This is a genomic window from Curtobacterium sp. MCPF17_047 (assembly GCF_003234045.1).
GTDB lineage: Bacteria > Actinomycetota > Actinomycetes > Actinomycetales > Microbacteriaceae > Curtobacterium.
This window is the reverse complement of record NZ_QKSF01000008.1, coordinates 107,705-130,688: the sequence shown is the minus strand read 5'-3', so window position 1 is coordinate 130,688 and position 22,984 is coordinate 107,705. Positions and strand designations below refer to the sequence as shown.

The 22,984-nt window shown below is 71.6% G+C and carries 24 protein-coding genes; 14 read left to right on the top strand and 10 right to left on the bottom strand.

Annotated elements, in window-relative coordinates; translation table 11 throughout:
• Window positions 1–110: 110 nt before the first annotated feature.
• Window positions 111–704, top strand: coding sequence for a TetR family transcriptional regulator (locus DEJ33_RS10080; protein WP_111076850.1), 594 nt, complete (start codon window positions 111–113; stop codon window positions 702–704).
• Window positions 705–766: 62 nt separating this feature from the next.
• Here DEJ33_RS10080 and DEJ33_RS10075 read toward each other — a convergent pair whose 3' ends face one another.
• Window positions 767–1,066, bottom strand: coding sequence for a Dabb family protein (locus tag DEJ33_RS10075; RefSeq protein ID WP_111076849.1), 300 nt, complete (start codon window positions 1,064–1,066; stop codon window positions 767–769).
• 153 nt (window positions 1,067–1,219) lie between these two features.
• On the opposite strand from DEJ33_RS10075, the gene DEJ33_RS10070 reads away from it, so the two are divergent.
• Entirely contained in the window at window positions 1,220–1,576 is a 357-nt protein-coding gene (locus tag DEJ33_RS10070) for a VOC family protein (protein WP_111076848.1), read from the top strand.
• A 114-nt stretch (window positions 1,577–1,690) separates the two neighbouring features.
• On the opposite strand, the gene DEJ33_RS10065 is transcribed toward DEJ33_RS10070, so the two are convergent.
• Together DEJ33_RS10065 and DEJ33_RS10060 are read right to left on the bottom strand one after the other, a co-directional pair.
• On the bottom strand, window positions 1,691–2,155 hold the full coding sequence (locus DEJ33_RS10065) for a DUF4383 domain-containing protein (RefSeq protein WP_111076847.1): 465 nt from the start codon (window positions 2,153–2,155) through the stop codon (window positions 1,691–1,693).
• 116 nt (window positions 2,156–2,271) lie between these two features.
• Window positions 2,272–2,583, bottom strand: coding sequence for a metal-sensitive transcriptional regulator (locus DEJ33_RS10060; RefSeq protein WP_111077080.1), 312 nt, complete (start codon window positions 2,581–2,583; stop codon window positions 2,272–2,274).
• Between the two features lie 95 nt (window positions 2,584–2,678).
• Between DEJ33_RS10060 and DEJ33_RS10055 the strand changes: the two genes are divergently transcribed.
• Genes DEJ33_RS10055 through DEJ33_RS10045 form a run of 3 tightly spaced genes read left to right on the top strand, consistent with a single transcriptional unit; the run spans window position 2,679 to window position 5,577 of the window.
• A complete protein-coding gene (locus tag DEJ33_RS10055) occupies window positions 2,679–2,906 on the top strand; it encodes a heavy-metal-associated domain-containing protein (protein ID WP_111076846.1) in 228 nt (75 codons plus the stop codon).
• A gap of 5 nt (window positions 2,907–2,911) precedes the next feature.
• Window positions 2,912–5,125, top strand: coding sequence for a cation-translocating P-type ATPase (locus DEJ33_RS10050; RefSeq protein ID WP_258374579.1), 2,214 nt, complete (start codon window positions 2,912–2,914; stop codon window positions 5,123–5,125).
• Window positions 5,122–5,577 carry a DUF4396 domain-containing protein gene (locus tag DEJ33_RS10045; protein WP_111076845.1) on the top strand — a complete coding sequence of 152 codons (456 nt, stop codon included), beginning with the start codon at window positions 5,122–5,124 and terminating at the stop codon, window positions 5,575–5,577. The genes DEJ33_RS10050 and DEJ33_RS10045 overlap by 4 nt, the downstream gene beginning before the upstream one ends.
• Before the next feature lie 90 nt (window positions 5,578–5,667).
• On the opposite strand, the gene DEJ33_RS10040 is transcribed toward DEJ33_RS10045, so the two are convergent.
• Genes DEJ33_RS10040 through glgX form a run of 3 tightly spaced genes read right to left on the bottom strand, consistent with a single transcriptional unit; the run spans window position 5,668 to window position 8,820 of the window.
• On the bottom strand, window positions 5,668–5,853 hold the full coding sequence (locus tag DEJ33_RS10040) for a hypothetical protein (RefSeq protein WP_111076844.1): 186 nt from the start codon (window positions 5,851–5,853) through the stop codon (window positions 5,668–5,670).
• Between the two features lie 40 nt (window positions 5,854–5,893).
• Window positions 5,894–6,781, bottom strand: coding sequence for an SDR family oxidoreductase (locus DEJ33_RS10035; RefSeq protein WP_111076843.1), 888 nt, complete (start codon window positions 6,779–6,781; stop codon window positions 5,894–5,896).
• Between the two features lie 20 nt (window positions 6,782–6,801).
• Window positions 6,802–8,820, bottom strand: a complete 2,019-nt coding sequence (gene glgX, locus DEJ33_RS10030) for a glycogen debranching protein GlgX (RefSeq protein ID WP_111076842.1) — start codon at window positions 8,818–8,820, stop codon at window positions 6,802–6,804.
• A 137-nt stretch (window positions 8,821–8,957) separates the two neighbouring features.
• Here glgX and DEJ33_RS17485 point away from each other — a divergent pair, with 137 nt between their 5' ends.
• On the top strand, window positions 8,958–9,917 hold the full coding sequence (locus tag DEJ33_RS17485; protein ID WP_220034473.1) for an AraC family transcriptional regulator: 960 nt from the start codon (window positions 8,958–8,960) through the stop codon (window positions 9,915–9,917).
• A gap of 77 nt (window positions 9,918–9,994) precedes the next feature.
• Here DEJ33_RS17485 and DEJ33_RS10020 read toward each other — a convergent pair whose 3' ends face one another.
• From DEJ33_RS10020 to DEJ33_RS10010, 3 genes are read right to left on the bottom strand one after another with little or no spacing between them, the layout of a single operon-like run.
• On the bottom strand, window positions 9,995–10,747 hold the full coding sequence (locus DEJ33_RS10020; RefSeq protein ID WP_111076841.1) for a copper homeostasis protein CutC: 753 nt from the start codon (window positions 10,745–10,747) through the stop codon (window positions 9,995–9,997).
• Window positions 10,744–12,285: a M81 family metallopeptidase gene (locus DEJ33_RS10015; RefSeq protein WP_111076840.1), complete on the bottom strand. Its 1,542-nt coding sequence runs from the start codon at window positions 12,283–12,285 to the stop codon at window positions 10,744–10,746. Before DEJ33_RS10015 ends, DEJ33_RS10020 begins: the two co-directional genes overlap by 4 nt.
• Entirely contained in the window at window positions 12,278–13,462 is a 1,185-nt protein-coding gene (locus tag DEJ33_RS10010) for an ROK family protein (protein ID WP_111044470.1), read from the bottom strand. The genes DEJ33_RS10015 and DEJ33_RS10010 overlap by 8 nt, the downstream gene beginning before the upstream one ends.
• A gap of 239 nt (window positions 13,463–13,701) precedes the next feature.
• On the opposite strand from DEJ33_RS10010, the gene DEJ33_RS10005 reads away from it, so the two are divergent.
• From DEJ33_RS10005 to DEJ33_RS09975, 7 genes are all read left to right on the top strand, one after another.
• The gene (locus DEJ33_RS10005) at window positions 13,702–15,498 is read left to right on the top strand and encodes a peptide ABC transporter substrate-binding protein (RefSeq protein WP_111076839.1); all 1,797 of its coding nucleotides are present in this window, start codon (window positions 13,702–13,704) and stop codon (window positions 15,496–15,498) included.
• 90 nt (window positions 15,499–15,588) lie between these two features.
• Window positions 15,589–16,548: an ABC transporter permease gene (locus DEJ33_RS10000; RefSeq protein ID WP_111076838.1), complete on the top strand. Its 960-nt coding sequence runs from the start codon at window positions 15,589–15,591 to the stop codon at window positions 16,546–16,548.
• Window positions 16,545–17,441 (top strand): ABC transporter permease, encoded by an 897-nt coding sequence (locus DEJ33_RS09995; RefSeq protein ID WP_110903875.1) that lies wholly within the window; start codon window positions 16,545–16,547, stop codon window positions 17,439–17,441. Before DEJ33_RS10000 ends, DEJ33_RS09995 begins: the two co-directional genes overlap by 4 nt.
• Window positions 17,438–19,153, top strand: a complete 1,716-nt coding sequence (locus DEJ33_RS09990) for an ABC transporter ATP-binding protein (protein ID WP_111076837.1) — start codon at window positions 17,438–17,440, stop codon at window positions 19,151–19,153. The genes DEJ33_RS09995 and DEJ33_RS09990 overlap by 4 nt, the downstream gene beginning before the upstream one ends.
• Entirely contained in the window at window positions 19,150–20,094 is a 945-nt protein-coding gene (locus tag DEJ33_RS09985; protein ID WP_111076836.1) for an ROK family protein, read from the top strand. Before DEJ33_RS09990 ends, DEJ33_RS09985 begins: the two co-directional genes overlap by 4 nt.
• A gap of 56 nt (window positions 20,095–20,150) precedes the next feature.
• On the top strand, window positions 20,151–20,867 hold the full coding sequence (locus DEJ33_RS09980) for a phosphatase PAP2 family protein (RefSeq protein WP_111076835.1): 717 nt from the start codon (window positions 20,151–20,153) through the stop codon (window positions 20,865–20,867).
• Window positions 20,868–20,919: 52 nt separating this feature from the next.
• Window positions 20,920–21,378, top strand: a complete 459-nt coding sequence (locus DEJ33_RS09975) for a MarR family winged helix-turn-helix transcriptional regulator (RefSeq protein ID WP_111076834.1) — start codon at window positions 20,920–20,922, stop codon at window positions 21,376–21,378.
• On the opposite strand, the gene DEJ33_RS09970 is transcribed toward DEJ33_RS09975, so the two are convergent.
• Window positions 21,356–21,814, bottom strand: coding sequence for an iron chaperone (locus DEJ33_RS09970; protein WP_111076833.1), 459 nt, complete (start codon window positions 21,812–21,814; stop codon window positions 21,356–21,358). The genes DEJ33_RS09975 and DEJ33_RS09970 overlap by 23 nt on opposite strands.
• A gap of 53 nt (window positions 21,815–21,867) precedes the next feature.
• On the opposite strand from DEJ33_RS09970, the gene mgrA reads away from it, so the two are divergent.
• Window positions 21,868–22,911, top strand: coding sequence for an L-glyceraldehyde 3-phosphate reductase (mgrA, locus tag DEJ33_RS09965; protein WP_111194872.1), 1,044 nt, complete (start codon window positions 21,868–21,870; stop codon window positions 22,909–22,911).
• The last annotated feature ends 73 nt before the right edge of the window (window positions 22,912–22,984 follow it).

The window sequence follows — 22,984 nt, the reverse complement described above, 5'->3', positions numbered from 1 at the left end:
TCCTCAGGAGGTACAGCGGTGACGCCGAGCGTCGAGTCTGACACTGAGTATCACCATAAGCACTCCGTACCACGACTGCAAGTGAGTCCACCTGCTCGTAGGATCGACGCATGAACGCCATGAGCACGCGAGCGATCGGACGAGCGGCGGTGCGGGACGAGCTGGGCAGCATCGGACTCCGTTGCTTCCTGGAGTCAGGCTTCGATGCCGTCACGTTCGAGGACCTGGCCGGCCGCGCGGGGGTTTCGCGGAGCACCTTCTTGCGCTACTTCGGCAGCAAGGAGGACGTCGTCCTCCACGTCTTCGACCCCCTCGGCGAGCAGATGGCGCACGCCCTCCGGGAGCGTCCGGACTCGGAGGACACCTGGACTGCTCTTCGTCATGCGGTCCGGCCCGCCGTGACCCTGATCGAGGACGACCCAGCGACAGGCCTGGCGCGACTCGACCTGGTCTGGTCGACGCCCGCGTTGTGGGCTCGGCTCCACGAGAAGCAGGCAACCTGGCGAGCAGGACTCGCTGCCCTGCTCGTCGAACGTGCGGCCGGCAGCCAGTTGCGACGCATCGCGGTGCAGACACTCGTGATGGCTGCCCTCGGGTGCGTCATCGTCGCGTACGACGGATGGGTCGAGAGTGGCGGAGCTGAGCGCCTCGGCGACCTCGTCGAGGACGCCTTCGCTGCCCTCGCCCCGGGAACGCTCCGCTGACGGACCGCTTCCGTGCACGCCAGCGTGCGCTGACGGCGACCCCGTCCCGGTTGGGGATCGGATCAGCCCGTGACGTCGAAGACGACCACCCGCGCGCTCCGCGCCCCGATGTGGTCCGCCACCGGCTGGTGCGCCGGGTGCGGCAGGTAGGCGTCCCGGGCGGCGGCGTCGCGGAAGCGGACGACGAGCGCCCAGTCGAAGCCGCCCTCGAGCCCCTCGGGGCTGACGCTCGGCCCGGACGCCACGGACACGACCCCGTCGATGGTCGGCAGGTGTTCCGCGACCAGGGCGCTCGCGCGTTCCGGCGCGGTCCCGTCCTCGCCGTCCCAGTCCACGAGCACCACGTGCAGGATCTCGGTCATGGTCGTCCTCCCGTCACGTCCCGCACCGTCGGCGGGGGATCACCCCGAGCCTCCGCCGCCGTGCTGGATGTACCCCGAACCCGCCCGGGGCTGGGTCGTCGCGGGCACCCGGCGGCCTAGCGTCCAGGGCACACCACGACGAGAGGAAACACCATGGCAAGTGGAGTCGCAGCAGTCTGGGTCCCGGTCAGCGACATGGAGCGCGCCGTCGCGTTCTACCGCGACACGCTCGGTCTCACGGTGAAGGACCAGTCCGAGGACTGGAGCGAGATCGACGCCGGCGGTGTGATGATCGGTCTCAACGGACGCGAGTCCGCCAGCCAGTCGAGCGACGGCGGCGCGGTCGTCTCGTTCCAGCCGGACGGCAGCATCGAGGACGAGGTCGCCTCGCTCAAGGAGCGCGGTGCCGACATCCAGGGCGAGATCAGCGAGCACCCGTGGGGCAAGATCATCCCCTTCAAGGACAGCGAGGGCAACGACCTGCAGCTGTACTCGCCGCCGCAGGGCTGACGACGGAGTGGCCGTGCGACGTCGCACGGCCGGACCGCATGACGGGAGGCCCGTGACCATCTGGTCACGGGCCTCCCGTCATGCGTCAGCGCGGTGCGCGGACCGTCACCGTGTTCAGCGGGCGGTCCGGGCTCCGGCGCGCGGCAGGACGATGCCGAGGATGATCATCGCGACGGCGAGGACCAGGTGCAGCACGTTGTCGGCGCTGTTCAGCGGCACGAAGTTCGCGGCGCTGGCCATGCCGGCGGTGAACAGGCCGTAGATGAAGAGCACGGCGTAGATGATGCCGCCGACGAGCAGGTACTGGCGGGAGAAGCCGTGCGAGCGAGCGGCGATCAGGCCGACGATGCCGAACAGCAGGTGCACGATGTTGTGCAGGACGGAGACCTGGAACAGGCCCAGGAGCTGCGCGTTCGAGTCGTTGCCGGCGGCCATCATGCTGCCCATGTCCATGGTCAGGCCGGGGATGAAGCCGGCGATGCCGACGATGAGGAAGACGACGCCGAAGACCAGCGCGCCCTTCTGCGTGAGCGTGCGGCCGTAGCCGTGGTCGGTGCGGGTCGATGCGTTGGTGGTCATGAAGGAACCTTTCGTCAGGAGTCGACGCGGTCGGTTGCCATGCGCCTCGCAGGACATTCGGAGTGGACCAGCAGTCGGTTTGGTGGGAGAACCCAGCAGTACACGAGGCGGAGCCGTCACGACCGGACGAGGCGTTTGATGGCCAATGTCGCTTCCTGGATCTTCTGTTCGGCCTCGTCGCCGCCCTGGGCCACCGCGTCGGTGACACAGTGACGCAGGTGGTCCTCGAGCAGGCCCATCGACACCGCCTGCAACGCCTTCGTCATCGCGGACACCTGGGTGAGGATGTCGATGCAGTACTCCTCGTCCTCCACCATGCGCTGCAGCCCACGCGCCTGGCCCTCGATGCGGCGCAGCCGCTTGCGGTAGTCGTCCTTCGCGGAGATGTAGCCGTGGTGGTGCGCGCTCTGTGCTGTCTCGTCGCTCATCGGGAACACATCCTCGTCGTCGGCGTTACGGTAGGGGTACCCCCCATGGGTATGTGCACATCGTACCCGTCCGACGGGCGACACGAGGAGGACCGATGACCGAGCAGCAGACCGTGACCTACGGCATCGACGGCATGACGTGTGAGCACTGCGTCATGAGCATCGACGAGGCGTTCCGTGAGTTGCCGGGCGTGACCGACGTGCAGGTCGACCTGGTCGCCGGCGGCCGCTCCACCGCGACCGTGACGAGCGCGGCACCCCTGGACGGCACGGCCGTGGACGCCGCGGTCGAGGACGCCGGCTACACCCTGGCGGAGCGCTGACCCCGGTGGCGGCACCTGCTCCAGCGGTCGAGCTCGCGATCGAGGGCATGACGTGTGCCTCGTGCGCGAACCGCATCGAGCGCAAGCTCAACAGGATGCCCGGGGTGTCGGCGACCGTGAACTACGCCACCGAGACCGCGACGGTCTCGCTGCCTGACGGCACCGCGGTGGACGACGCCATCGCGACCGTCGAGCAGGCCGGCTACGGAGCGCACCGCCCCGAGCCCGAGCAGCCCGACGTGGACGCCCTCGCCCCGCTCCGACGACGCCTGGTCGTCTCCACCGTCCTGGCGGTCCCGGTCGTCGCGCTGTCGATGGTCCCCGCGTTCCAGTTCCCCTGGTGGCAGTGGGTCGCGCTGGTGCTCGCCGCCCCGGTGGCGACCTGGGGCGCCTGGCCCTTCCACCGGGCCGCAGCACTGAACGCCCGGCACGGCACCGCGACGATGGACACCCTCGTCAGCCTGGGCATCGTCGCCGCCGGACTCTGGTCGGTGTGGGCGCTCGTGTTCGGCGGCGCCGGTGGGCCCGACATGCACATGACGTTCGCGTTCACCGCGCCCCGTGGTGCCGCCCCCGAGCCGTACCTCGAGGTCGCCGCCGCCGTGACCGTGTTCCTGCTCGCCGGCCGGTACGCCGAGGGGCGGGCGAAGACCCGGTCCAGCGCCGCCCTGCGGGCGCTGCTCGCCCTCGGCGCCAGCACCGCCCGGGTGCTCCGCGACGGTCGGGAGGTCGAGGTCCCGGCCGCGTCCCTCCGTGTCGGCGACCGGTTCGTCGTCCGACCCGGTGAGCGGATCGCCACCGACGGCACCGTCGTCGACGGGACCAGCGCCGTCGACACGAGCGTCATGACGGGGGAGAGCGTCCCCGTCGAGGTCGGCCCCGGCACCGCGGTGACCGGTGCGACCGTCAACGTCGGCGGGCTGCTCACCGTCGAGGCCGTCCGGGTCGGTGCGGACACCGAGCTCGCCCGGATCGGCAAGCTCGTCACCGAGGCCCAGACCGGCAAGGCCGACGTCCAGCGCCTGGCCGACCGGGTCTCCGGGGTGTTCGTCCCCGTCGTGCTCGGGCTCGCCGCACTGACCCTGGTCGGGTGGCTCGTGCTCACCGGGGACGTCGAGGCCGCCCTGACCGCCGCAGTCGCGACGCTCGTCATCGCCTGTCCCTGCGCGCTCGGCCTCGCGACACCGACGGCGCTCCTCGTCGGCACCGGCCGCGGGTCCCAGCTCGGGATCCTCATCCGCGGCCCGCAGGTCCTCGAGGCCACCCGCCGGATCGACACCGTCCTGCTGGACAAGACCGGCACGGTCACCACCGGCACGATGCGCGTCACCGACGTCCTGCCCGCCGAGGGCGAGGACGCCGACGCCGTCCTGCGCGCCGCGGCCGCCGCCGAGTCCGGCTCCGAGCACCCGATCGCCCGGGCACTCGTCGCTGCCGTCCCGGATGCGGCACGACCGGAGTCGTTCGCGTCGAGCGCCGGCCTCGGCGTGCAGGCCGTCGTGGACGGTGTCCTCGTGCTCGTCGGTCGACCGGCCTGGCTCACCGACGAGTGGTCCGTCCCGATGCCCGGGTCGCTGGCCGTCGCCGTCACCGATGCCGAGCAGGCCGGGCGCACCACGGTCGCGGTGGCGTGGGACGGCCGGGTCCGCGGGCTCGTCGTCGTCGCCGACACCGTCGCCCCCGGCGCGGCCGAGGCCGTTCGCCGGCTGCAGGAGCTCGGCCTCGACACCATGCTCCTGACCGGTGACGCCGCCGGGGTCGCGCACCGTGTCGCGGCCGAGGTCGGCATCAGCCGGGTGACGGCCGGCGTCCGACCCGAGGACAAGTACCGCGTCGTCACCGAACTGCAGGCCGCCGGTCGCACCGTCGCCATGGTGGGCGACGGCGTGAACGACGCGGCCGCGCTCGCCGCAGCGGACCTGGGCATCGCGATGGGCACCGGGACGGACGCCGCGGTCGAGGCCGCGGACATCACCCTGGTCCGCGCCGACCTCCGGGCGGCCGTCGACGCCGTCCGGCTGTCGCGCCGCACGCTCCACACCATCCGGACGAACCTGTTCTGGGCCTTCGCCTACAACGTCGCGGCGATCCCGCTCGCGATGGCCGGGCTGATGAACCCCGTCATCGCGGGTGCCGCCATGGCACTGTCGTCGGTCTTCGTGCTGACGAACAGCCTGCGCCTCCGCCGCTTCCGGTCGGTCGACGGGAGCGCACGGTGAGCGGGCACGCGCACGACACGACCACGTGGTCGACGGCGGCCCAGGCGACGCTGCACTGCCTGACCGGCTGCGCGATCGGCGAGGTCCTCGGCATGGTCATCGGCACCGCCACGGGGCTGCACAACGCCGGCACCGTGGTGCTGTCGATCGTGCTGGCGTTCGTCTTCGGCTACGCCCTGACCATGCGTGGGGTGCTCCGCTCCGGCCTGTCGTTGCGCGCGGCTCTCCGGGTGGCGCTCGCCGCCGACACGTTGTCCATCGCGGTGATGGAGGTCATCGACAACACGGTCGTCGTCGCGATCCCGGGCGCCCTCGACGCGCAGCTCGACCAGTGGCTGTTCTGGGGCTCCCTGGCGCTGTCCCTCGCCCTGGCCTTCGTCGTCACGACCCCCGTCAACCGGGCACTGATGCGCCGCGGGCTCGGCCACGCGAAGGTGCACGGGCACCACTGAGCGCACCACGGCGCACACACATGACGGGAGGCCCGGTACCAGCTGGTACCGGGCCTCCCGTCATGTGGTCAGCGCGTGTTCGCCGTCCGGTCAGGCGTCAGCGTCGCCCGCAGCGGCGTCACCGTCGGTGGCGTCCTCTTCCGGGTTGAAGTGCGAGTCGTCTCCGACGAACCCGGCGGCCACGCCCTCGGGCTCGTTGGGGACGGTCCCGTCGTCGCCGAGGCCGTCCGGCTTCGGCGTGCCCTCGGGGTCGTGCGACGTGGTGTCGTTGCTCATCGTGTGCTCCTTCGCAGTGCTGGCCGGACTCGGACGTCGGTCAGAAGGCGGGCGTGCCGCCCGCGACCGTGATCGTCGAACCGGACTGGTAGCTCGATTCTGGACTGACCAGGTGGACGTACGCCGCGGCCAGCTCGGCGGGCTGTCCCGGACGCCCGTAGGGCGCCTGCTGCCCGAACGTCGACACCGTCTCGGCGTCGTCCGATCCCGGCTGCAGCGGTGTCCACACCGGACCCGGGGCGACCGAGTTGACGCGGATGCCCTTCGGCGCGAGCTGCTGGGCGACCGCCTCGGTGAAGAGCTTGATCGCACCCTTCGAGACGGCGTAGTCGATCTTGTCCGGCGACGGGGTGGACGCCTGGATCGAGCCCGTCGTGACGATCGTCGAGCCGGGCTCCAGGTGCGGGACCGCGGCCTTCGTCAGCCAGAACAGCGAGTAGATGTTCGTCTTGAAGGTCGAGTCGAACATCGACGTGTCGAGGGTCAGGATGTCGTCGTTGCTGTCCATCCGGCCGGCGACCATGACGAGCGTGTCCAGGCCGCCGAGCTCGTCGACGCCCTTCTGCACCAGGTCGCTGCAGTACTGCTCGTCGGAGATGTCCCCGGGGAAGAGCACGATCGTGCGGCCCTCGCCCTGCAGCAGGTCGCGGACCTCCTCCGCGTCCTGCTGTTCGTCGGGCAGGTACGAGAGCACCAGGTCGGCGCCCTCCCGCGCCAGGCCGATCGCGGCGGCGCGGCCGATACCGGAGTCGGCACCCGTGACGATGCCGCGGAAGCCCTCCAGCCGGCCCTTGCCGACGTAGCTCTCCTCGCCGTGGTCCGGCTTCGGGTCCATCTTCCACGCGGCCCCGGGCAGCGACTGCTCCTGCTTCGGGAACGGTGGCACCGGGTAGAGGGTGGTCGGGTCCTGCTTCTCGTACTGGCTCATGGACTCACTGTCCTCTCGGGCTACTGCAGGGCCGTGAAGGAGGCGTCGCGGACGAGCAGGGTCGTCGCGTCGTCGTCCACGGCCTGGTCGGGGTCGCTCGACAGGCCGAGGGACCACGAGCCGCCGCCCGGACGCTCCGGCAGGGTGAACTCGACGGTCGTCTCCGAGGCGTTGAGCAGCAACGCGATGCTGTCGTCGCCCTGTCCGAGCACCAGGATCACGGCCCGGTTGCCGCCGTCGGTCCAGTCGCCGTCCTCGAAGTCGTTCGCGTCGGCACGGAGCACCGACACCGTCGAGGGGGAGATGCCCGGCGCGGTGCGGTACCACTCCGGACGGAGCGCGACGTGCTGCTTGCGGAACGCGATGGCCGCGGTCGTGAAGGCGAGCAGGTCCTGGTCGGCGCGGGCCCAGTCGAACCAGGAGATCTCGTCGTCCTGGCAGTAGGCGTTGTTGTTGCCGCCCTGCGAGCGGGCGATCTCGTCGCCACCGAGGATCATCGGCACACCGGCCGAGAGCAGCAGCGTGCCGAGGAAGTTCCGCCGCTGACGGTTGCGGTAGTCGTTGACGCTCTCGTCGTCGCTCGGGCCCTCGATGCCGCCGTTGAACGAGGTGTTGTTGCTCTCGCCGTCGTTGTTGTCCTCGCCGTTCGCCTCGTTGTGCTTCTCGGCGTACATGGTGAGGTCGGCCAGCGTGAAGCCGTCGTGCGCGGTGACGAAGTCGACCGAGCAGAGCGGCGACCGGCGCGAGCCCTCGTAGACGTCGGGGGAGCCGAGGACGCGCTGCACGGCGTCGCCGAGCGTGCCCTCGTCGCCGCGCCAGAACGAGCGGAGGTCGTCGCGGTACTTGCCGTTCCACTCCGACCAGTCGGCCGGGAAGCCGCCGACCTGGTAGCCCGCGGTGTCCCACGGCTCGGCGATCATCTTGACGTCGCGGAGTACCGGGTCCTGGTGGATGATGTCGAGGAACGCGGAGTGCTTCTCGGCCTCGCCGTCCTGCCGGGTCAGCGTGGTGGCGAGGTCGAAGCGGAAGCCGTCCACGTGCATCTCCTCGACCCAGTAGCGGAGCGAGTCGGTGATGAGCCCGAGCGCGTTCGGGTGCGACACATTCAGGCTGTTGCCCGTGCCGGTGGTGTCGAAGTAGTTGGCCTCGTCGCCCTCGACCAGGCGGTAGTACGACTGGTTGTCGAGGCCCTTGAAGGAGAGCGTCGGGCCCATGTGGTTGCCCTCGGCGGTGTGGTTGTAGACGACGTCCAGGATGACCTCGAGCCCTGCGGCGTGCAGGGCCTTGACCATCTCCTTGAACTCCGTGACCTGCTGGCCGGCGGTGCCCGAGGCGGAGTACTCGTTGTGGGGGGCGAAGAAGCCGATGCTGTTGTAGCCCCAGTAGTTGCGGAGGCCCTTGTCCACGAGTGTGGAGTCCTGCACGAACTGGTGGATCGGCAGCAGCTCGACGGCGGTGATGCCGAGGTCGGTGAGGTGCTTGATCGCGGCCGGGTGTGCCAGGCCCGCGTAGGTGCCGCGGATCTCCTCGGGCACGTCGGGGTGCTGCTTGGTGAAGCCCTTCACGTGGACCTCGTACACGACGGTGTCGGCGAGCGGGGTCTCGAGTCGGGTGTCGCCCTGCCAGTCGAACGAGCGGTCGGCGACGACGGAGCGCGGCATGGCGTCGGCCGAGTCGGACTCGTCCATCTGCTCCGGCTCGTTCATGTCGTGGCCGAACAGCTCCTGGCCCCATCGGTAGTCACCGTCGATCGCGGTGGCGTACGGGTCGAGCAGGAGCTTCGCCGCGTTGTGGCGCAGGCCGTTCGCCGGGTCCCAGGCGCCGTGGACGCGGAAGCCGTAGCGGGTGCCGACGGTGACGTCCGGCACGACGTCGTGGAAGGTGTAGCCGGTGCGCTTCGTCAGCTCGGTCCGGTGCTCGGTGCCGTCGTCGTCGAACCGGCAGAACTCGATGCGCTCGGCAGTGCTGGAGAAGACGGCGACGTTGGCGCCGCCGTCGACGAGGGTGACGCCGAGCGGGTTCCGCGTGGAGGAGGTCATGACTCCTTCTACCGGTCGGCGACTGTGCTCGGCATCGATCGGCGTACCCCGAGGCGGCGCATGACGGCGTACCCCGACGGCGGACGACGGGCGGCGCGGTGCTCGCGTGCGGCGGACGGGCATGGGAACATCAGGTCGTGACCCATGTGCGCCCGAGCTCGGGGACCCCCGACGGCTTCCGCGCCGTCCGGTTGGCGGGGACGAGTGCGACCCGTCCTGCCGTCCTCGACGACAAGTACGGTACCGGCGGTGGCATCGGCGACGAGCGCTCCGCGTTCCGCTACACGGGCGCGGGCGACGCCGACCTGTCCCTGAGCGGTTCCGCCGTGGAGGGCCCCCGCACCGGGACGATGGAACCCCGACCGTCGCACATCGTGTTCTGGATCGGTGACGGCAGCGCCGTCATCACCGGGGAGGACGGTGTCCGCTCCGCGGTGCGTCCGGGCCAGCCGTTCCTGCTCGCCGCCTCGCTCCGGTACGAGTTCGAGGCCGCGACCAGCCGCGTGTCGATGCTGCACCTGTCCGATCGGCTGCTCCGCTCGGCGCTCGCCGCCGACGGCGTGCAGGTGGCCGGCCCGCTGCGGTTCCGCCGGGTCGAGTCGGACACCGACCTGGCGCCGCTCCGGTCGGCGCTGCAGACCCTCGGCACGGCGATCACCGCGCCGGAGGTCGAGGGTCGAGCGCGTGCCGAGCTGAACCTCCGCGTCGCCCGCGTCGTCGTCGCCACCTTCCCGGTGGACGTCCCCGCGACCACGAGCAGCGAACGGCTCCGCGATGCCCTGACGTACATCCAGGAGCACGCGCACGGCGTCGTCACCCTCGCGGACATCGCCGCTGCCGCCGGCATGAGCCCCCGCGGCCTCCAGCAGTCCTTCAACCGCTCGGTCGGGGTCTCCCCGCTCGCGCACCTGCGGAACGTCCGGCTCGACGCCGTGCACGAGGCGCTCCGGTCAGCGGACCCGTCGACCGCCGCGGTCGCCGAGGTCGCCCGGGACTGGGGCTTCGCCCACCTCGGCCGGTTCTCCGGCGCGTACCGGGAACGGTTCGGGGAGCTGCCGAGCGTGACGCTCCGCGGCGGCGTGCACGCCGAGGACTGACCGGCTCACCGCTCGGCAGGCCGCGGCACGCACGGCACGGCCGGGAGGCCCTGGGCGCGCCCGACCCATCGCCCGCGTCAGCCGCGGTGTCCGTCCACTGCGGCCCGTGCCGCCCGCACCACCTCGGCATCGGTCTCGAAGTGACCGGTCCCCGCGTCCCCTGCGCCCATCGGGACGCCCCCGTGCGCGGTGTCCGCCAGACGTTTGGCCGAGAGGTGCACGGCGGCGGCGCCGGTGGCGAGGAGCACGGGGACGTCCGCCGGGGTGACCCCGGCGCCGGTCATCACCTGGACGGGACCCGCGGCCACGACCATCCGGGCGATGGTGTCGGCACCGGCGAGGGCGGTCGGGGCGCCACCGGAGGTGAGGACCCGCGTGAACCCGAGGCCCGCGAGTCCGGCTACGGCGGCGACCGGGTCGGCGGCGTGGTCGATCGCCCGGTGCAGCGTGACCTCGGCGTCGGGGCGTTCGGTGCGTGCGGCGGCCACGAAGCGCGTCAGGGTGTCGGCGTCGAGCGTGCGGTCCGGGCGGAGCGCGCCGACCACGACGCCGGTGGCCCCGGAACGCAGGACGGCGACGAGCTCGCGCTCCATCAGGTCGACCTCGTCGGGGTCGTGCACGAAGCCGCCCGGACGGCAGCGGACCAGGACGTGCACCGGGATCCCGGTGGCGACGGCGGCCTCGACGAGCCCCTGCGACGGGGTGAGCCCGCCGAGTTCCAGGGCGCTGCAGAGTTCCACCCGGTCGGCACCCCCGGCCAGTGCGGTCGCGGCCCCGGTCGCCGAGGTGACGGCGATCTCGAGCGAGCGGGTGGCGGGGCGTCCGGTCATGCGTGGGCTCCGAGCGGTCGGTCGGACGCGGGGATGATCCGGGCGGTCAGGTCGGGCGGCTCGGGGAAGGTCCGGTCGAAGGGGAAGACCGGCCGTTCGATCCGGTGGTGGCCGAGGCGTTCGAGGTCCTGGTCGACACCGCCGGGGGTGAGCGCGAGCATCCAGTCGGCGGCCATGTCGTACAGCTCCGGCTCGAGGTACCCGATCTTCACGACGACCAGGTCGGCACTCCGCGGGTCGAGGTCCAGGTCGGTGAAGTCGTGCTCGTGGTGGTATGGCTTCCGCAGCTCGGTGAGGATCGCGAAGACGCTGCCGACCTGCAGCACGACCTCGGTCCGCGCGTCCCGGTCGCCGGTCTTGACCGCGTGCACCCGCCCGGTCATGGTGAGCGGTCCGGCGTGCAGGTCGTCGACCTCGGCACCGGCGGTGACGGTGACGATCGCCCCGACGCCGGCCTCGACGCAGGCGGCGACCGCGGCGGGGCCGGGGACGCTGGCGTAGAGGACGACGGGGCCGTCGGCACTCCGGAACTCGTCGCGGGCGAGCAGCTGCGTCAGGCCCCAGGTCATGTCGCCCGAGCCGCCGGCGGTCGGGTTGTCGCCCGAGTCGGAGACGAAGTACGGGCGGGCGGCCCCGGGGGCGAGCGCGGCGGCCAGGCACTCGTCGAACGACCCGGTCGGTGCGACGAAGGCGAAGTCCTCGCGGGCGTCCCAGAACGCCCGCGCCAGCCGTTCGGCCCCGGCGCTCACGGCGTCCTCGTCCCACCCGGTGACGACGGTGACGGCACGGTTCCGGGGCTGGTCGGCCCAGGCGTAGCCGACCCAGATCGCGGCGTCGAGCACGCCCTCGCCTCGTTCGACGTCGGAGACCTGTGCGTAGACGGACGCCGCGGGTTCGATGCGGGTCGAGGTCTTCTCGCCGGGCAGCAGGACCGGCACCGGGATCCAGGCCTTCAGCGGCCGTTGTGCGCCGACCGGCCGGGTGGTGAGCACGTCGACCAGGTTGCGGACCGCGCGCTCCTTCGTCTCGAGGGCGTCCTCGTGCGGGGCCATCCGGTAGCAGGTGATGAGGTCGCACTGGTGGGCGAGTCCGCGCGAGACGTTGCCGTGCAGGTCCATCGACGCCGACACGACGACGTCCGGGCCGACCACCGCGCGGATCCGTTCGAGCAGCGTGGTCTCGGCGTCGTCGAGCCCCTCGACCACCATCGCGCCGTGGATGTCGAACCACAGCCCGTCGATGGTGGTGTCGGCGGCGATCGCGGACAGTCGGTCGGTGATCTCGGCGCTGAGTTCCTCGAAGGACTCGCGGAGCACGACCCCGCCGGGCAGCGCGTGGCCGATCAGGGCGCCCCGGAACTCGGCACGCTCGGACAGCGGTGCGAGGAAGTCGTACCGGGCGACGACCTCGTCGCCACGGTCCGGGTGGAAGGCGGCGGCCGGGGTGCGGGTCGGCGTGAACGTCGACGTCTCGATGGCCAGGCCGGCGATCGCGATGACCGGACGTCGGGTGTCGGCGGTGGTTCCGGTGTCAGACACGGGTGCTCCTGTTCCTGGTGGTGCGCAGCGGGACGGGGGTGGACAGTTCCTCGAGCGATGCCGCCAGCCCGCGCTGCAGGGCGAACTGGCCGGCCCCGACGAGTCCGGCGTCGGCGCCCAGCGATGCGCGCTCGATGACGAGGTGCTGCGTCACGAGCGGGTGGCAGCTCTCGTAGAGCTGGCTCCGCACGGCGGCGACGAACGGATCGAGGGTGGAGAGGATGCCGCCGAGGGAGACGGCGTCCGGGTTGAAGAAGTTCACGTTCGCGGCGAGCACCTCGCCGAGGTACCGCCCGGCCAGGCGGACCGCGCGGGTCGTCTCCGGGTGCGCCTCCGACGCCAGCCGGACCACGTCCTGCGTGGAGCTGACGTCCACGCCGGCTTCACGGAGGATCCGGACGAGTGCGGCGCCGGACGCCACCGTCTCGAGGCAACCGGTGTTGCCGCACGAGCACGGGGTGTCGCCGGCGGCGTCGATGCGCACGTGCGTGATGTCGCCCGCGGCACCGGTCGAGCCGCGGTAGAGGTGGCCGTCGATGATGATCCCGGCGCCGATCGCCGACCCGGCCTTCACCGTGATCGCCTGGCGTCGGGTGGACGGCTGCACGGTCTGCTCGCCCGCGGCCATGCAGTTCGCGTCATTGTCGATCGCGGCCGGCACCCCGAAGTGCTCGGTGAGCCACGCGGCGACCGGGAAGCCGTTCCATCCGGGCATCCGGCTCGGCAGGTCGACGACGCCCGCCTCGACGTCGACCGGGCCCGGGAGGCTCAGCCCGACTCCGCGCAGTCCGTCCCGTCCGCGTTCGGTCACCAGGGCGTCGAGGAGCTCCGCGAGAGCCGCCAGGCCGGCGGTCGGACCGTCGGCGAGCGCGAACGGGACGGTCGAGACGGACTCGAGCGCGCCTCCCGGCAGGACGATGCCGATCCGGACGTGACCGCCACCGAGGTCGGCGGCGACCGCGTACTCGTCGGTGCCGCCGATCCGGAGGACCTTGCGGGGCCGGCCGCCGGTGGAGACGTCGGTGCCCTCCTCGGCGAGGATGCCGTGCGTGAGGAGCTGACCGACGACGTGGGACACGGTCGAGGGGGCGGCACCGAGCACCTGGGCGATCTCGGTGCGGCTCGACGCCTGTCCGCTGGCGATGAGTTCGAGCACGCGCGAGCTGAGGTCCGGCACGACTTTCTCCAATCGGCGTCAACCGGGCGCGGTGACCGCCCGACGTCACCGAGCCTACGGGGCAGAAGTGTCGGTCCGCGCTTTCCGCCGTTCCGCAGAAACAGACTATTTACACGAGAACGTTTGTTTTTCCAACGACTTCGGCCATTGACTGTGCACGTGCCACCGGGGCCTGGTCCTGGTCGCACTCCCGTCCCTCCACCACGCCGACGATGGCGTCCTCGCGCAAGGAGACACGCATGACCAAGCCCCGTCGCTGGGCCCTCCTCACCGGAGCCGCGCTCGCGGTGAGCGCACTGCTCGCCGGGTGCTCCGGGGGCGGTTCCGCCACCACCGGCACGAAGTCCGACGAGATCGACTACGCGCTGCCGGCGAACTTCACGCCGAACTGGATCCTGCCGATCGGCACCGCCGCGCACCTCAACACCAACAACGGCTCCATCGCGCAGTCGCTGTACGAGCGCCTCATCGCCTACGACGGCTCCACCGGCAAGATCGGCTGGGACAAGCCCGGGTCCGTCGCCACCGCCGCCGACTTCGCCTCGGACAGCAAGAGCGTCACGATCACGCTCGGCGACCGGCACTGGTCCGACGGCGAGCCGATCACGAGCCGCGACGCGGAGTTCTGGTTCAACCTGATCAAGGCGAACGCGAAGGACTGGGGCTCGTACTCCGAGGGCAAGGCGCCGGACAACTGGACGTCCTTCACGACCGTCGACGACACGCACTTCACGATCACGTTCGACAAGGCGTACAACAAGGACTGGATGCTCGCCAACCAGCTGAGCTACATCATCCCGCTGCCCCAGCACGCCTGGGACAAGACCAGTGCCTCCGGCGAGGTGACCGACGCCGACCGCACCGCGACCGGGGCGAAGCAGGTCTGGAAGTTCCTCAACACCGCCGCGGGCAAGATCGCCGACTACGACTCCGACGACCTGTGGAAGACGATCTCCGGCCCCTACGGCCTGTCGTCGTTCACCACCGCCGGCAAGGTCCAGCTCACCGCGAACCCGAAGTACGACGGGGGCGAGAAGGCATCGATCAAGACCGTCAACCTGCTGCCCTTCACCACCGCGGACGCCGAGACGAACGCGCTGCGCTCCGGTGCGGTCGACTACGGCTACATCAACGCCACCGACCTCGACCAGAAGGACTCCTTCACGTCGAAGGGCTACGAGGTCGACCCGTGGACCGGCTGGGCGATCACGTACATGCCGTACAACTTCAACAACCCGGACATGGGCGCCGTCTTCAAGCAGCTGTACGCCCGGCAGGCCGTGCAGATGTCGATCGACCAGAAGTCCCTGTCGAAGGTCGTCTTCAACGGCACCGCCACCTCGACCTACGGGCCGATCCCGCAGGCGCAGGAGTCCGACTACGTCTCGGACGTGCAGAAGGACAACCCGTACCCGTTCAGCACGAAGAAGGCCGCGGCACTGCTGACGAGTCACGGCTGGACGAAGCAGGGCGGCACCATGGTCTGCACCGACCCGGGCACCTCGTCCAGCCAGTGCGGCAAGGGCGTCGCCGAGGGCACGAAGTTCGCCATGAAGGTGCTCTCGCAGTCCGGCTCGACCGTCACCGACAACATGATGAGCGCCATCCAGTCGTCCCTCGAGAAGACCGGCATCGGCTTCTCGATCAAGACGGCCCCGGTGTCGAGCGTCCTGTCGCAGACCCCGACCTGCACCGCCGACGAGCCCAGCTGCGACTGGGACCTGTCCTTCTTCGGCACCGCCGGCAGCTGGTACTTCCCGGCCTACCCGACCGGTGAGTCGCTGTTCTCCACCGGCGGTTCGGCGAACTTCGGCAGCTACTCGAACAAGCAGGTCGACTCCCTCATCGACGCGACGACCACCTCCACCGACGCGAGCGCCGTGCAGGACTACAGCGCCGCGGTCGCGAAGGACCTGCCCGTGATCTGGCTGCCGAGCCCGGACTACCAGATCTCCGTCAAGAAGAGCGGTCTGACCGGGTTCGACCAGGACTCGCTCGCCAACTTCCACCCCGCGCAGTGGAAGTGGACCAAGTAGCCCACTGAGCCCCTTCCGGAGGCGCGGTGCGGGTCCGACCCGCACCGCGCCTCCCGGGAGTCCCGTCAGCATCCGACCAACGGAAGCAGCATGACCACTGCCCTCTACCTCACCCGCCGCGTCCTGCAGGCGCTCGCGGTGATCCTCATCGTCACCGTCGTGGTGTTCTGCCTGCTGCACGCGCTGCCCGGCGGACCCGCCCGCGGCGTGCTCGGCGTCTCCGCGACGCCCGCCCAGATCGCCGCGTTCAACCAGACGCAGGGCCTCGACCAGTCGCTGCCCGTGCAGTACCTCCGGTTCCTCGGACGGTTGCTCACCGGTGACCTCGGCACCTCGTACACGCTCAACGAACCGGTCTCGCAACTGATCCAGGAGCGCATCCCGAAGACCCTCGTCCTCACCGGACTCTCCGCCGTGCTCGGGATCGTCATCGCGATCCCGGTCGGCATGTGGCAGGCAGCCCGACGCAACGGAGCGATCGACTACGCCGCCACCGCATTGGCGTTCGTCTTCTACGCGACGCCCGCGTTCTTCCTCGGCCTCGTGCTCATCATCGTGTTCAGCCAGCAGCTGCCGTGGCTGCCGTCGCAGGCGCCGAGCGGCACCACCCTCGCCGAGGTGTTCCAGCAGCCGGCCGGCCTCGTCCTGCCGGTGCTCACCGGCGCCCTCGCGATGATCGCCGTCTTCAGCCGCTACATGCGGGCGGCGACGTTGGAGAACCTGCAGGAGGACTACGTCCGCACCGCCCGCGCCGGCGGTTCGTCGACGGCGACGATCCTGCGCCGACACGTCTTCCGGAACTCGCTGACGCCGGTCGTGGCGATGCTCGGCTACTACCTGCCGGTGCTCTTCGGCGGGGCGCTCGTCACGGAGCAGCTGTTCAACTACCCCGGCATGGGGCTGCTGTTCTGGAACGCGGCGCAGACGTCGGACTACCCGACGCTGCTCGGCTGCGTGCTCGTGATCTCCGTCGCGACCGTCATCGGCACGCTGCTCGCGGACGTCGCCCAGTCCCTCATCGACCCCCGTGTGAAGGCAGGCCGCGCATGACCACCGTCCAACTCGCCCCCGAGACGCCCGGCGCCCCCGTCACGGTCGCCGCGACCGGCTTCCGGCTCGCCGCCCGCCGGTTCCGGCACAACACCCTCGCCGTGATCGGCCTGGCCGTGCTCGTCCTCATCGTGCTGTTCTGCTTCGTCGGACCCTTCCTGTACCCGACCGACCAGACCCACACCCTCCTCGAGCAGGCGAACCAGCGCCCGAGCGGCGCCCACCTGCTCGGCACCGACGCCGTCGGCCACGACGTCCTCGGCCGCCTGATGTACGGCGGCAAGGTCTCGCTCATGGTCGGCATCGCCGCCGGGATCCTGGCCACCGTCGTCGGCACACTGTGGGGCTCCGTCGCCGGGTACGTCGGCGGCTGGGTCGACGCCGTGATGATGCGCGTCGTCGACGCCGGCATCGCGATCCCGGCGCTGTTCATCCTGCTCGTCATCTCGGCGATCACCACCCCGGGCGTCTGGGGCCTCATCGTGATCCTCGGCTTCGTGTCCTGGCTCGTGCCCTCCCGGCTCATCCGCGCCGAGACCCTGACACTGAAGAACCGCGACTTCGTGCTCACCCTCCGCGCCATCGGTGGCTCGCACGCCCGTGCCGTCGGCCGACACCTGCTGCCGAACTCGGTGTCGACCATCGTCGTGGCCGCGACGTTCCAGGTCGCCGACGCGATCCTCCTGGTCGCCTACGTCTCCTACCTGGGCCTCGGCGTGCAGCCGCCGGCCACGGACTGGGGCGGCATGCTCTCGGCGGGACTCACCGCCGCCTACTCCGGTCGCTGGTGGCTGATCGTGCCGCCGGGACTCGCCGTGATCCTCGTCGTCTGCGCGCTCAACGCCGTCGGCGACGGACTCCGGGACGCATTCGACGTGAAGGGCCGCGGATGACCGCCACCGAACCGATCCTCGCCGTCGACGACCTGGGGGTGCACTTCAGCACCGAGTCCGGCGACGTGCACGCCGTCCAGGGCGTCTCCCTGGCCGTGGCCCCCGGTGAGACCCTCGCCCTCGTCGGCGAGTCCGGCTCCGGCAAGTCGACCGTCGCGCTGGCCGCGATGGGGCTGCTCTCCGGCAACGCGACCGTCACCGGCAGCGCGGTCGTCGACGGCCACCAGGTCGTCGGTGCGCCGGAACCCGAACTCCGGCGGCTCCGCGGCCGCACGGTCTCGATGGTGTTCCAGGAGCCCGCCACCGCCCTCGACCCGCTCACCCGGGTCGGGGCGCAGATCGCCGAGGTCATCCGGAACCACCGGCAGGTGTCCGCCGCGTCCGCCGCGACCGAGGCCGTCGAACTCCTCCGCCGCGTCGGCATCCCGTCCCCGGAGGAGCGCGCGAAGGCCTTCCCGTTCCAGCTCTCCGGCGGTCAGCGGCAGCGTGTGGTCATCGCGATGGCGATCGCCAACGAGCCGGCGCTCCTCATCGCCGACGAACCGACCACGGCGCTCGACGTCACCGTGCAGGCCGAGATCCTCGAGCTGCTCCGGGCGCTCGCCGTCGACACCGGCACCGGGGTACTGCTCGTCACCCACAACATGGGCGTCGTCGCGGACTTCGCCGACCGGGTCGCCGTGATGCTGCAGGGTTCCATCGTGGAGACCGGCGGCGTCGAGGACGTCCTGCTCCGGCCCCAGCACGAGTACACCGAGCGGCTGCTGGCCGCGGTGCCGCGCCTCCAGACCGCCGCGTCGGTCGCCGACGGCTCGGCCGACGCACGCCCGGCCATCGCGGACCGGCCGGCGTCCGCCGACGATGCGGACGGGAGGCCCGCCGCGCCCCCGGTGGTCGACCTGCGCGACGTCTCGGTCACCTTCGGCCGCGGCGCCCGCGCGGTGCACGCCCTGCGCGGCATCGACGTCACCGTGCACGCCGGGGAGACCGTCGGCCTGGTCGGCGAGTCCGGCTCGGGGAAGTCCACCGCCGCCCGGGTCGCCCTCGGCCTGGTCCGCCCCACCGCCGGCAGCGTCCGGCTCTTCGGCTCGGACCTCCGCCGTACCCGTGGACGGGACCGCCTGGCGCTCCGTTCCGGCATCGGCGTGGTGCTGCAGGACCCGGTGGCGTCCCTCGACCCACGGATGTCCGTCGGCGAGTGCATCGCCGAACCGCTCGCCATCCACCGGCGGCGGACCTCGGGCGCCGACCGTCGCCGCCGCGTGGACGAGGTCCTGGACGCCGTCCGCCTGCCCCGCACCCTGGCCACACGGGCTCCCCGGGAACTCTCCGGCGGGCAACGCCAGCGGGTCAGCCTGGCCCGGGCGCTCGTGCTCGACCCGCGGCTGCTCGTCGCCGACGAACCGACCAGCGCGCTCGACGTCAGCGTGCAGGAGGCCGTGCTCGAGGTCCTCACCGACCTGCAGGCCGACCTGGGCTTCGCGTGCCTGTTCGTCTCGCACGACCTCGCCGTCGTGCAGCAGTTCGCCGAACGGGTCGTCGTGATGCGCGCCGGCGCGGTCGAGGAGCAGGGCCCGACCGGCTCGACGCTCCTGCACCCCACCACGGACTACACCCGACGGCTGCTCGCCGCCGTGCCGGTCCCGGACCCGGTGGTGCAACGACAGCGTCGGACCGAGCGCCTGGCCTCCCTCGCCGCGGTGACCCCGTGACCGCGGAGGTCGTCGCCGGCATCGACGTCGGCGGGACGAACACCAAGGTCCTGCTCGCCACCACCGACCTCGAGGTCCTCGACCGCATCGACCTGCCGACGCCCGCGCACGACGGCGGCGACGCGATCCTCGACGCGGCCGAGGCGGCGGTGCGGTCCCTGCTCGACCGGCACCGGGCCTCCCTGGCGGGTGTCGGGGTGGGCGCTGCCGGTGTCGTCGACCCGACCACGGGCACGGTGCTCGTCACCGCGAACTCGTTCACCGGCTGGGCCGGGTACGGCGTCACCGACGCCGTCACCGCACGGCTCGGGGTGCCGGCCACGCTCGACAACGACGTCAACGCGTTCCTGCTCGGCGAGGTCGCCACCGGCGCCGTCGCGGGGGAGTCGGACGTGCTCGGCATGACGCTCGGGACCGGCGTGGGCGGTGCCCTCGTCCTGGGCGGCTCGCTGTTCGGCGGACCGCACGGTGCCGCGGGCGAGATCGGCCACGTGCCCGGCTTCGGCGACACCCCCTGCACCTGCGGGCAGCGCGGACACCTCGAGACCGTCGCGGGTGCCCGCGGGATGGCGGACCGCTACGCCGCCAGCACCGGCCGACGACTCGGCACACACCAGGTCGCCGAGGCCGCACGTGCCGGGGACCCGGACGCGCAGGCCGTCTTCACGACCGCGGGGTGGGGCGTCGCCCGCGCCGTCCTGCTCACGGCGGGGATCCTCGACGTGACGACGGTCGTCATCGGCGGCGGTGTCGCACGGTCGTGGGACCTGCTCGCGCCGGCCGTCGCCGCGGCCCTCGCGGCGGAACCCCCGGTCAGCGGCGCGACGATCCGGGTCGAGCAGTCGGCGCTCGGGCCGGACGCCGTGGCGCTGGGGGCGGCGGCGCAGGTGCGGCGGCTCGTCGTCAGAGGGGCGGCCGAGGCGGGGCTGAGCGCTCTCTGATCTGCCGGGGCCGGACTCTCGGCACGGCAGCAGTGCGCCGGCTGGAGGATGAGCGGATGACCGACGCGCCCACCCTGACGCCCGCCCGCCGGGAGCGCACGTCGACCGGCATCCTCGTGCGCACGCCGTACCCGCTCGCGACGCTCGCGATCGCCCTCGGCACCGTGATCGTCATCACGATCGTCGGGTTCGTCCTCGGCGACGTCGACTTCGGCCTCGCGCACGCGCTGAACACCCTGCACACCGGACCCCTCGGGGCGTTCGCCACCGCGGTCTACCACGTGATCAGCCCCGCCCCGGCGATCGGCGTCACGATCATCGTCACCGGGGTGGTCTGGGCCGTGCAGCGCGACGTCCGCCCGGCGGCCGCGTTCGCCGGGACGGTCGCGATCACCTGGGTGCCATCGGACCTCGTCAAGGAACTCGTCCAGCGCCCCCGCCCGGACACGTCGCTGCTGCCGCACCCGTTCGCCACGCAGCCCGACCCCTCGTACCCGAGCGGGCACACGGTCTTCATCGTCGCCATCGTCATCGCCCTGACGTGGGTGCTCCGCGACACCCGATGGCACACCCTCGCGGTGACGCTCGGCACCGTGGTCGTCGTGGTGGTCGTGCTGTCGCTCACCATCGACGCCGTGCACTACCCGACCGACACCGTCGCGTCGGTGGTGTGGGCGCTCGCCGTCGCGCCGGCCGCCCGGCTCGTCTGGGTGGACTGGGCGATGCCGCGCATCCCCGTGCTGCGGCGCCCGGCGCTCACCGCACGGCACTGAGCGCCGTCCGTCGCCCAGCAGGCTGTCCGTCGGCGCGGGTTACGGTGCGGGGATGACCTCCCCGACCTCCGACGACGCGTTGGCCCGGCTCGCGGACGTCGTCCTCAGCGTCGCGCGGGAGCTCGACCCGACCGGTCCGCGCGCGGTCGACGTCGTGCCACTGACCGGTACCGAGGTCCTGGTGATGCGCTGGGTCGACACGAACCCGGGGACGACGCCGAGTGCCACGGCGGACGCGACCGCGCTCCGGCGGAGCAACCTCAGCGTCGCGCTCGGGTCGCTCGTCGCGAAGGGCATGGTCGAACGCCGTACGCACCCGGACGACGCCCGGACCGCACAGCTGTTCCCGACGGCGCTCGCGGCCGAGAACATCGGCGTGCTGCGGGCCCGGTGGGCGGAGGCGCTCCGGACAGCGCTCGGGGCGCAGGGCATCGACGCTGCCGCCGTGGTGTCCGCCGTCGGCCTGCTCGAGCGGATCGAGGCGGGGCTCAGGCCGTCGCGCGACGGATGAGCTCGGCGACGGCCTGCTCGTCGGCGCCGGAGAACTCCGGCGTCACCGCGAACGAGGTCGGCCAGAACGATCCGTCGTCCAGTGTCGCCGGGTCCTGGAACCCGAGCGTCGAGTAGCGCGCCGTGAACTTCCCCGCGTCCTGGAAGAAGAACACGACGGCGCCGTCCTTGGCGTACGCGGGCATGCCGTACCAGAGCTTCGGTGCCAGGTCGGGAGCAGCCTCGAGCGCGATCCGGTGGATCCGTTCAGCCAGGCCCCGGTCGGGCTCGGGCATCGCGGCGATCTTGTCGACCACGGCCTGGGCGTCGAGCGCCGCCTTCTCGGCCTTCGTCGTCCCGCGTTTCCGGCTCGCCTTCACCTCGGCCGCGTGCTCGCGCATGGCAGCCTGCTCCTCGGCAGTGAAGGTGGTCTCGGACGCGTCGTCGCGTGCTGCCATGGGTGCTCCCTCGTCGGTGCAGCCCACGGTAGCGCCGTGGCAGGCTCGGGTCCATGACCTACATCGCTGCCGACGACCGCTACGACTCGATGACCTACCGGCGGACCGGGCACTCGGGGCTCGACCTGCCGCTGCTCTCGCTGGGCTACTGGCACAACTTCGGCGACGACGTCCCGTTCGAGACCCAGCGAGCGATCAGTCGCCGGGCGTTCGACCTCGGCATCACCCACCACGACCTGGCGAACAACTACGGCCCGCCCTACGGTGCCGCGGAGCTGAACTTCGGCAAGCTCATGCGCGAGGACTTCGCGCCGTACCGTGACGAGATGGTGGTCTCGACGAAGGCCGGCTGGGACATGTGGCCCGGCCCCTACGGCCAGGGCGGCGGCTCCCGCAAGTACGTCCTCGCCTCACTCGACCAGTCCCTCCGCCGCACCGGGCTCGACTACGTCGACGTCTTCTACTCGCACCGCCTCGATGCCTCCACCCCGCTCGAGGAGACGATGGGCGCGCTGCACACCGCCGTCCAGCAGGGCAAGGCGCTCTACGTCGGCATCTCGTCGTACGACGCCGAGCGCACCCGTCAGGCCGCCGCGATCCTCCGTGACCTCGGCACGCCGCTCCTCATCCACCAGCCGTCCTACTCGATGCTGAACCGCTGGATCGAGACGGAGGGGCTGCTCGACGCGGCCGGCGAGCTCGGGTTCGGTGTGATCGGGTTCACCGCCCTGGCGCAGGGGCTGCTCACCGGCAAGTACCTCGACGGCGTGCCCGAGGGCTCGCGTGCCGCGGCCGGGAAGTCGCTCGACCCCTCGTCGATCACGCCCGAGGTCGTCGAACACCTCCGTGCGCTCAACGCCGTCGCCGAGTCGCGCGGCCAGATGATGGCACAGCTCGCCCTGGCCTGGGCGCTGCGGGACGAGCGGGTCACCTCGCTCGTGATGGGCGCCTCCCGCGTGGAGCAGCTCGAGGACAACGTCGCCGCGCTCGCGAACACGTCGTTCTCGGACGACGAGCTCCGCACCATCGACGAGCACAGCGTCGGGATCACCGACGTCGACCTCTGGGCGGGGGCCCGCGCCGGCGAGGTCTCCTGACCCGAGCCGCCCCGACGGAAGTGTCACCAGCGGGGCACGAGTTCGACACTTGGTAGGCTAAGTGTCGAACTCG

What these genes read in the sequence shown, in the direction of transcription:
- DEJ33_RS10080 (WP_111076850.1), top strand. Translation starts at nt 111, where the DNA reads ATGAACGCCATGAGCACGCGAGCGATCGGACGAGCGGCGGTGCGGGAC.
- DEJ33_RS10075 (WP_111076849.1), bottom strand. Translation starts at nt 1,066, where the DNA reads ATGACCGAGATCCTGCACGTGGTGCTCGTGGACTGGGACGGCGAGGAC.
- DEJ33_RS10070 (WP_111076848.1), top strand. Translation starts at nt 1,220, where the DNA reads ATGGCAAGTGGAGTCGCAGCAGTCTGGGTCCCGGTCAGCGACATGGAG.
- DEJ33_RS10065 (WP_111076847.1), bottom strand. Translation starts at nt 2,155, where the DNA reads ATGACCACCAACGCATCGACCCGCACCGACCACGGCTACGGCCGCACG.
- DEJ33_RS10060 (WP_111077080.1), bottom strand. Translation starts at nt 2,583, where the DNA reads ATGAGCGACGAGACAGCACAGAGCGCGCACCACCACGGCTACATCTCC.
- DEJ33_RS10055 (WP_111076846.1), top strand. Translation starts at nt 2,679, where the DNA reads ATGACCGAGCAGCAGACCGTGACCTACGGCATCGACGGCATGACGTGT.
- DEJ33_RS10040 (WP_111076844.1), bottom strand. Translation starts at nt 5,853, where the DNA reads ATGAGCAACGACACCACGTCGCACGACCCCGAGGGCACGCCGAAGCCG.
- DEJ33_RS10035 (WP_111076843.1), bottom strand. Translation starts at nt 6,781, where the DNA reads ATGAGCCAGTACGAGAAGCAGGACCCGACCACCCTCTACCCGGTGCCA.
- glgX (WP_111076842.1), bottom strand. Translation starts at nt 8,820, where the DNA reads ATGACCTCCTCCACGCGGAACCCGCTCGGCGTCACCCTCGTCGACGGC.
- DEJ33_RS10020 (WP_111076841.1), bottom strand. Translation starts at nt 10,747, where the DNA reads ATGACCGGACGCCCCGCCACCCGCTCGCTCGAGATCGCCGTCACCTCG.
- DEJ33_RS10005 (WP_111076839.1), top strand. Translation starts at nt 13,702, where the DNA reads ATGACCAAGCCCCGTCGCTGGGCCCTCCTCACCGGAGCCGCGCTCGCG.
- DEJ33_RS10000 (WP_111076838.1), top strand. Translation starts at nt 15,589, where the DNA reads ATGACCACTGCCCTCTACCTCACCCGCCGCGTCCTGCAGGCGCTCGCG.
- DEJ33_RS09995 (WP_110903875.1), top strand. Translation starts at nt 16,545, where the DNA reads ATGACCACCGTCCAACTCGCCCCCGAGACGCCCGGCGCCCCCGTCACG.
- DEJ33_RS09990 (WP_111076837.1), top strand. Translation starts at nt 17,438, where the DNA reads ATGACCGCCACCGAACCGATCCTCGCCGTCGACGACCTGGGGGTGCAC.
- DEJ33_RS09980 (WP_111076835.1), top strand. Translation starts at nt 20,151, where the DNA reads ATGACCGACGCGCCCACCCTGACGCCCGCCCGCCGGGAGCGCACGTCG.
- DEJ33_RS09975 (WP_111076834.1), top strand. Translation starts at nt 20,920, where the DNA reads ATGACCTCCCCGACCTCCGACGACGCGTTGGCCCGGCTCGCGGACGTC.
- DEJ33_RS09970 (WP_111076833.1), bottom strand. Translation starts at nt 21,814, where the DNA reads ATGGCAGCACGCGACGACGCGTCCGAGACCACCTTCACTGCCGAGGAG.
- mgrA (WP_111194872.1), top strand. Translation starts at nt 21,868, where the DNA reads ATGACCTACATCGCTGCCGACGACCGCTACGACTCGATGACCTACCGG.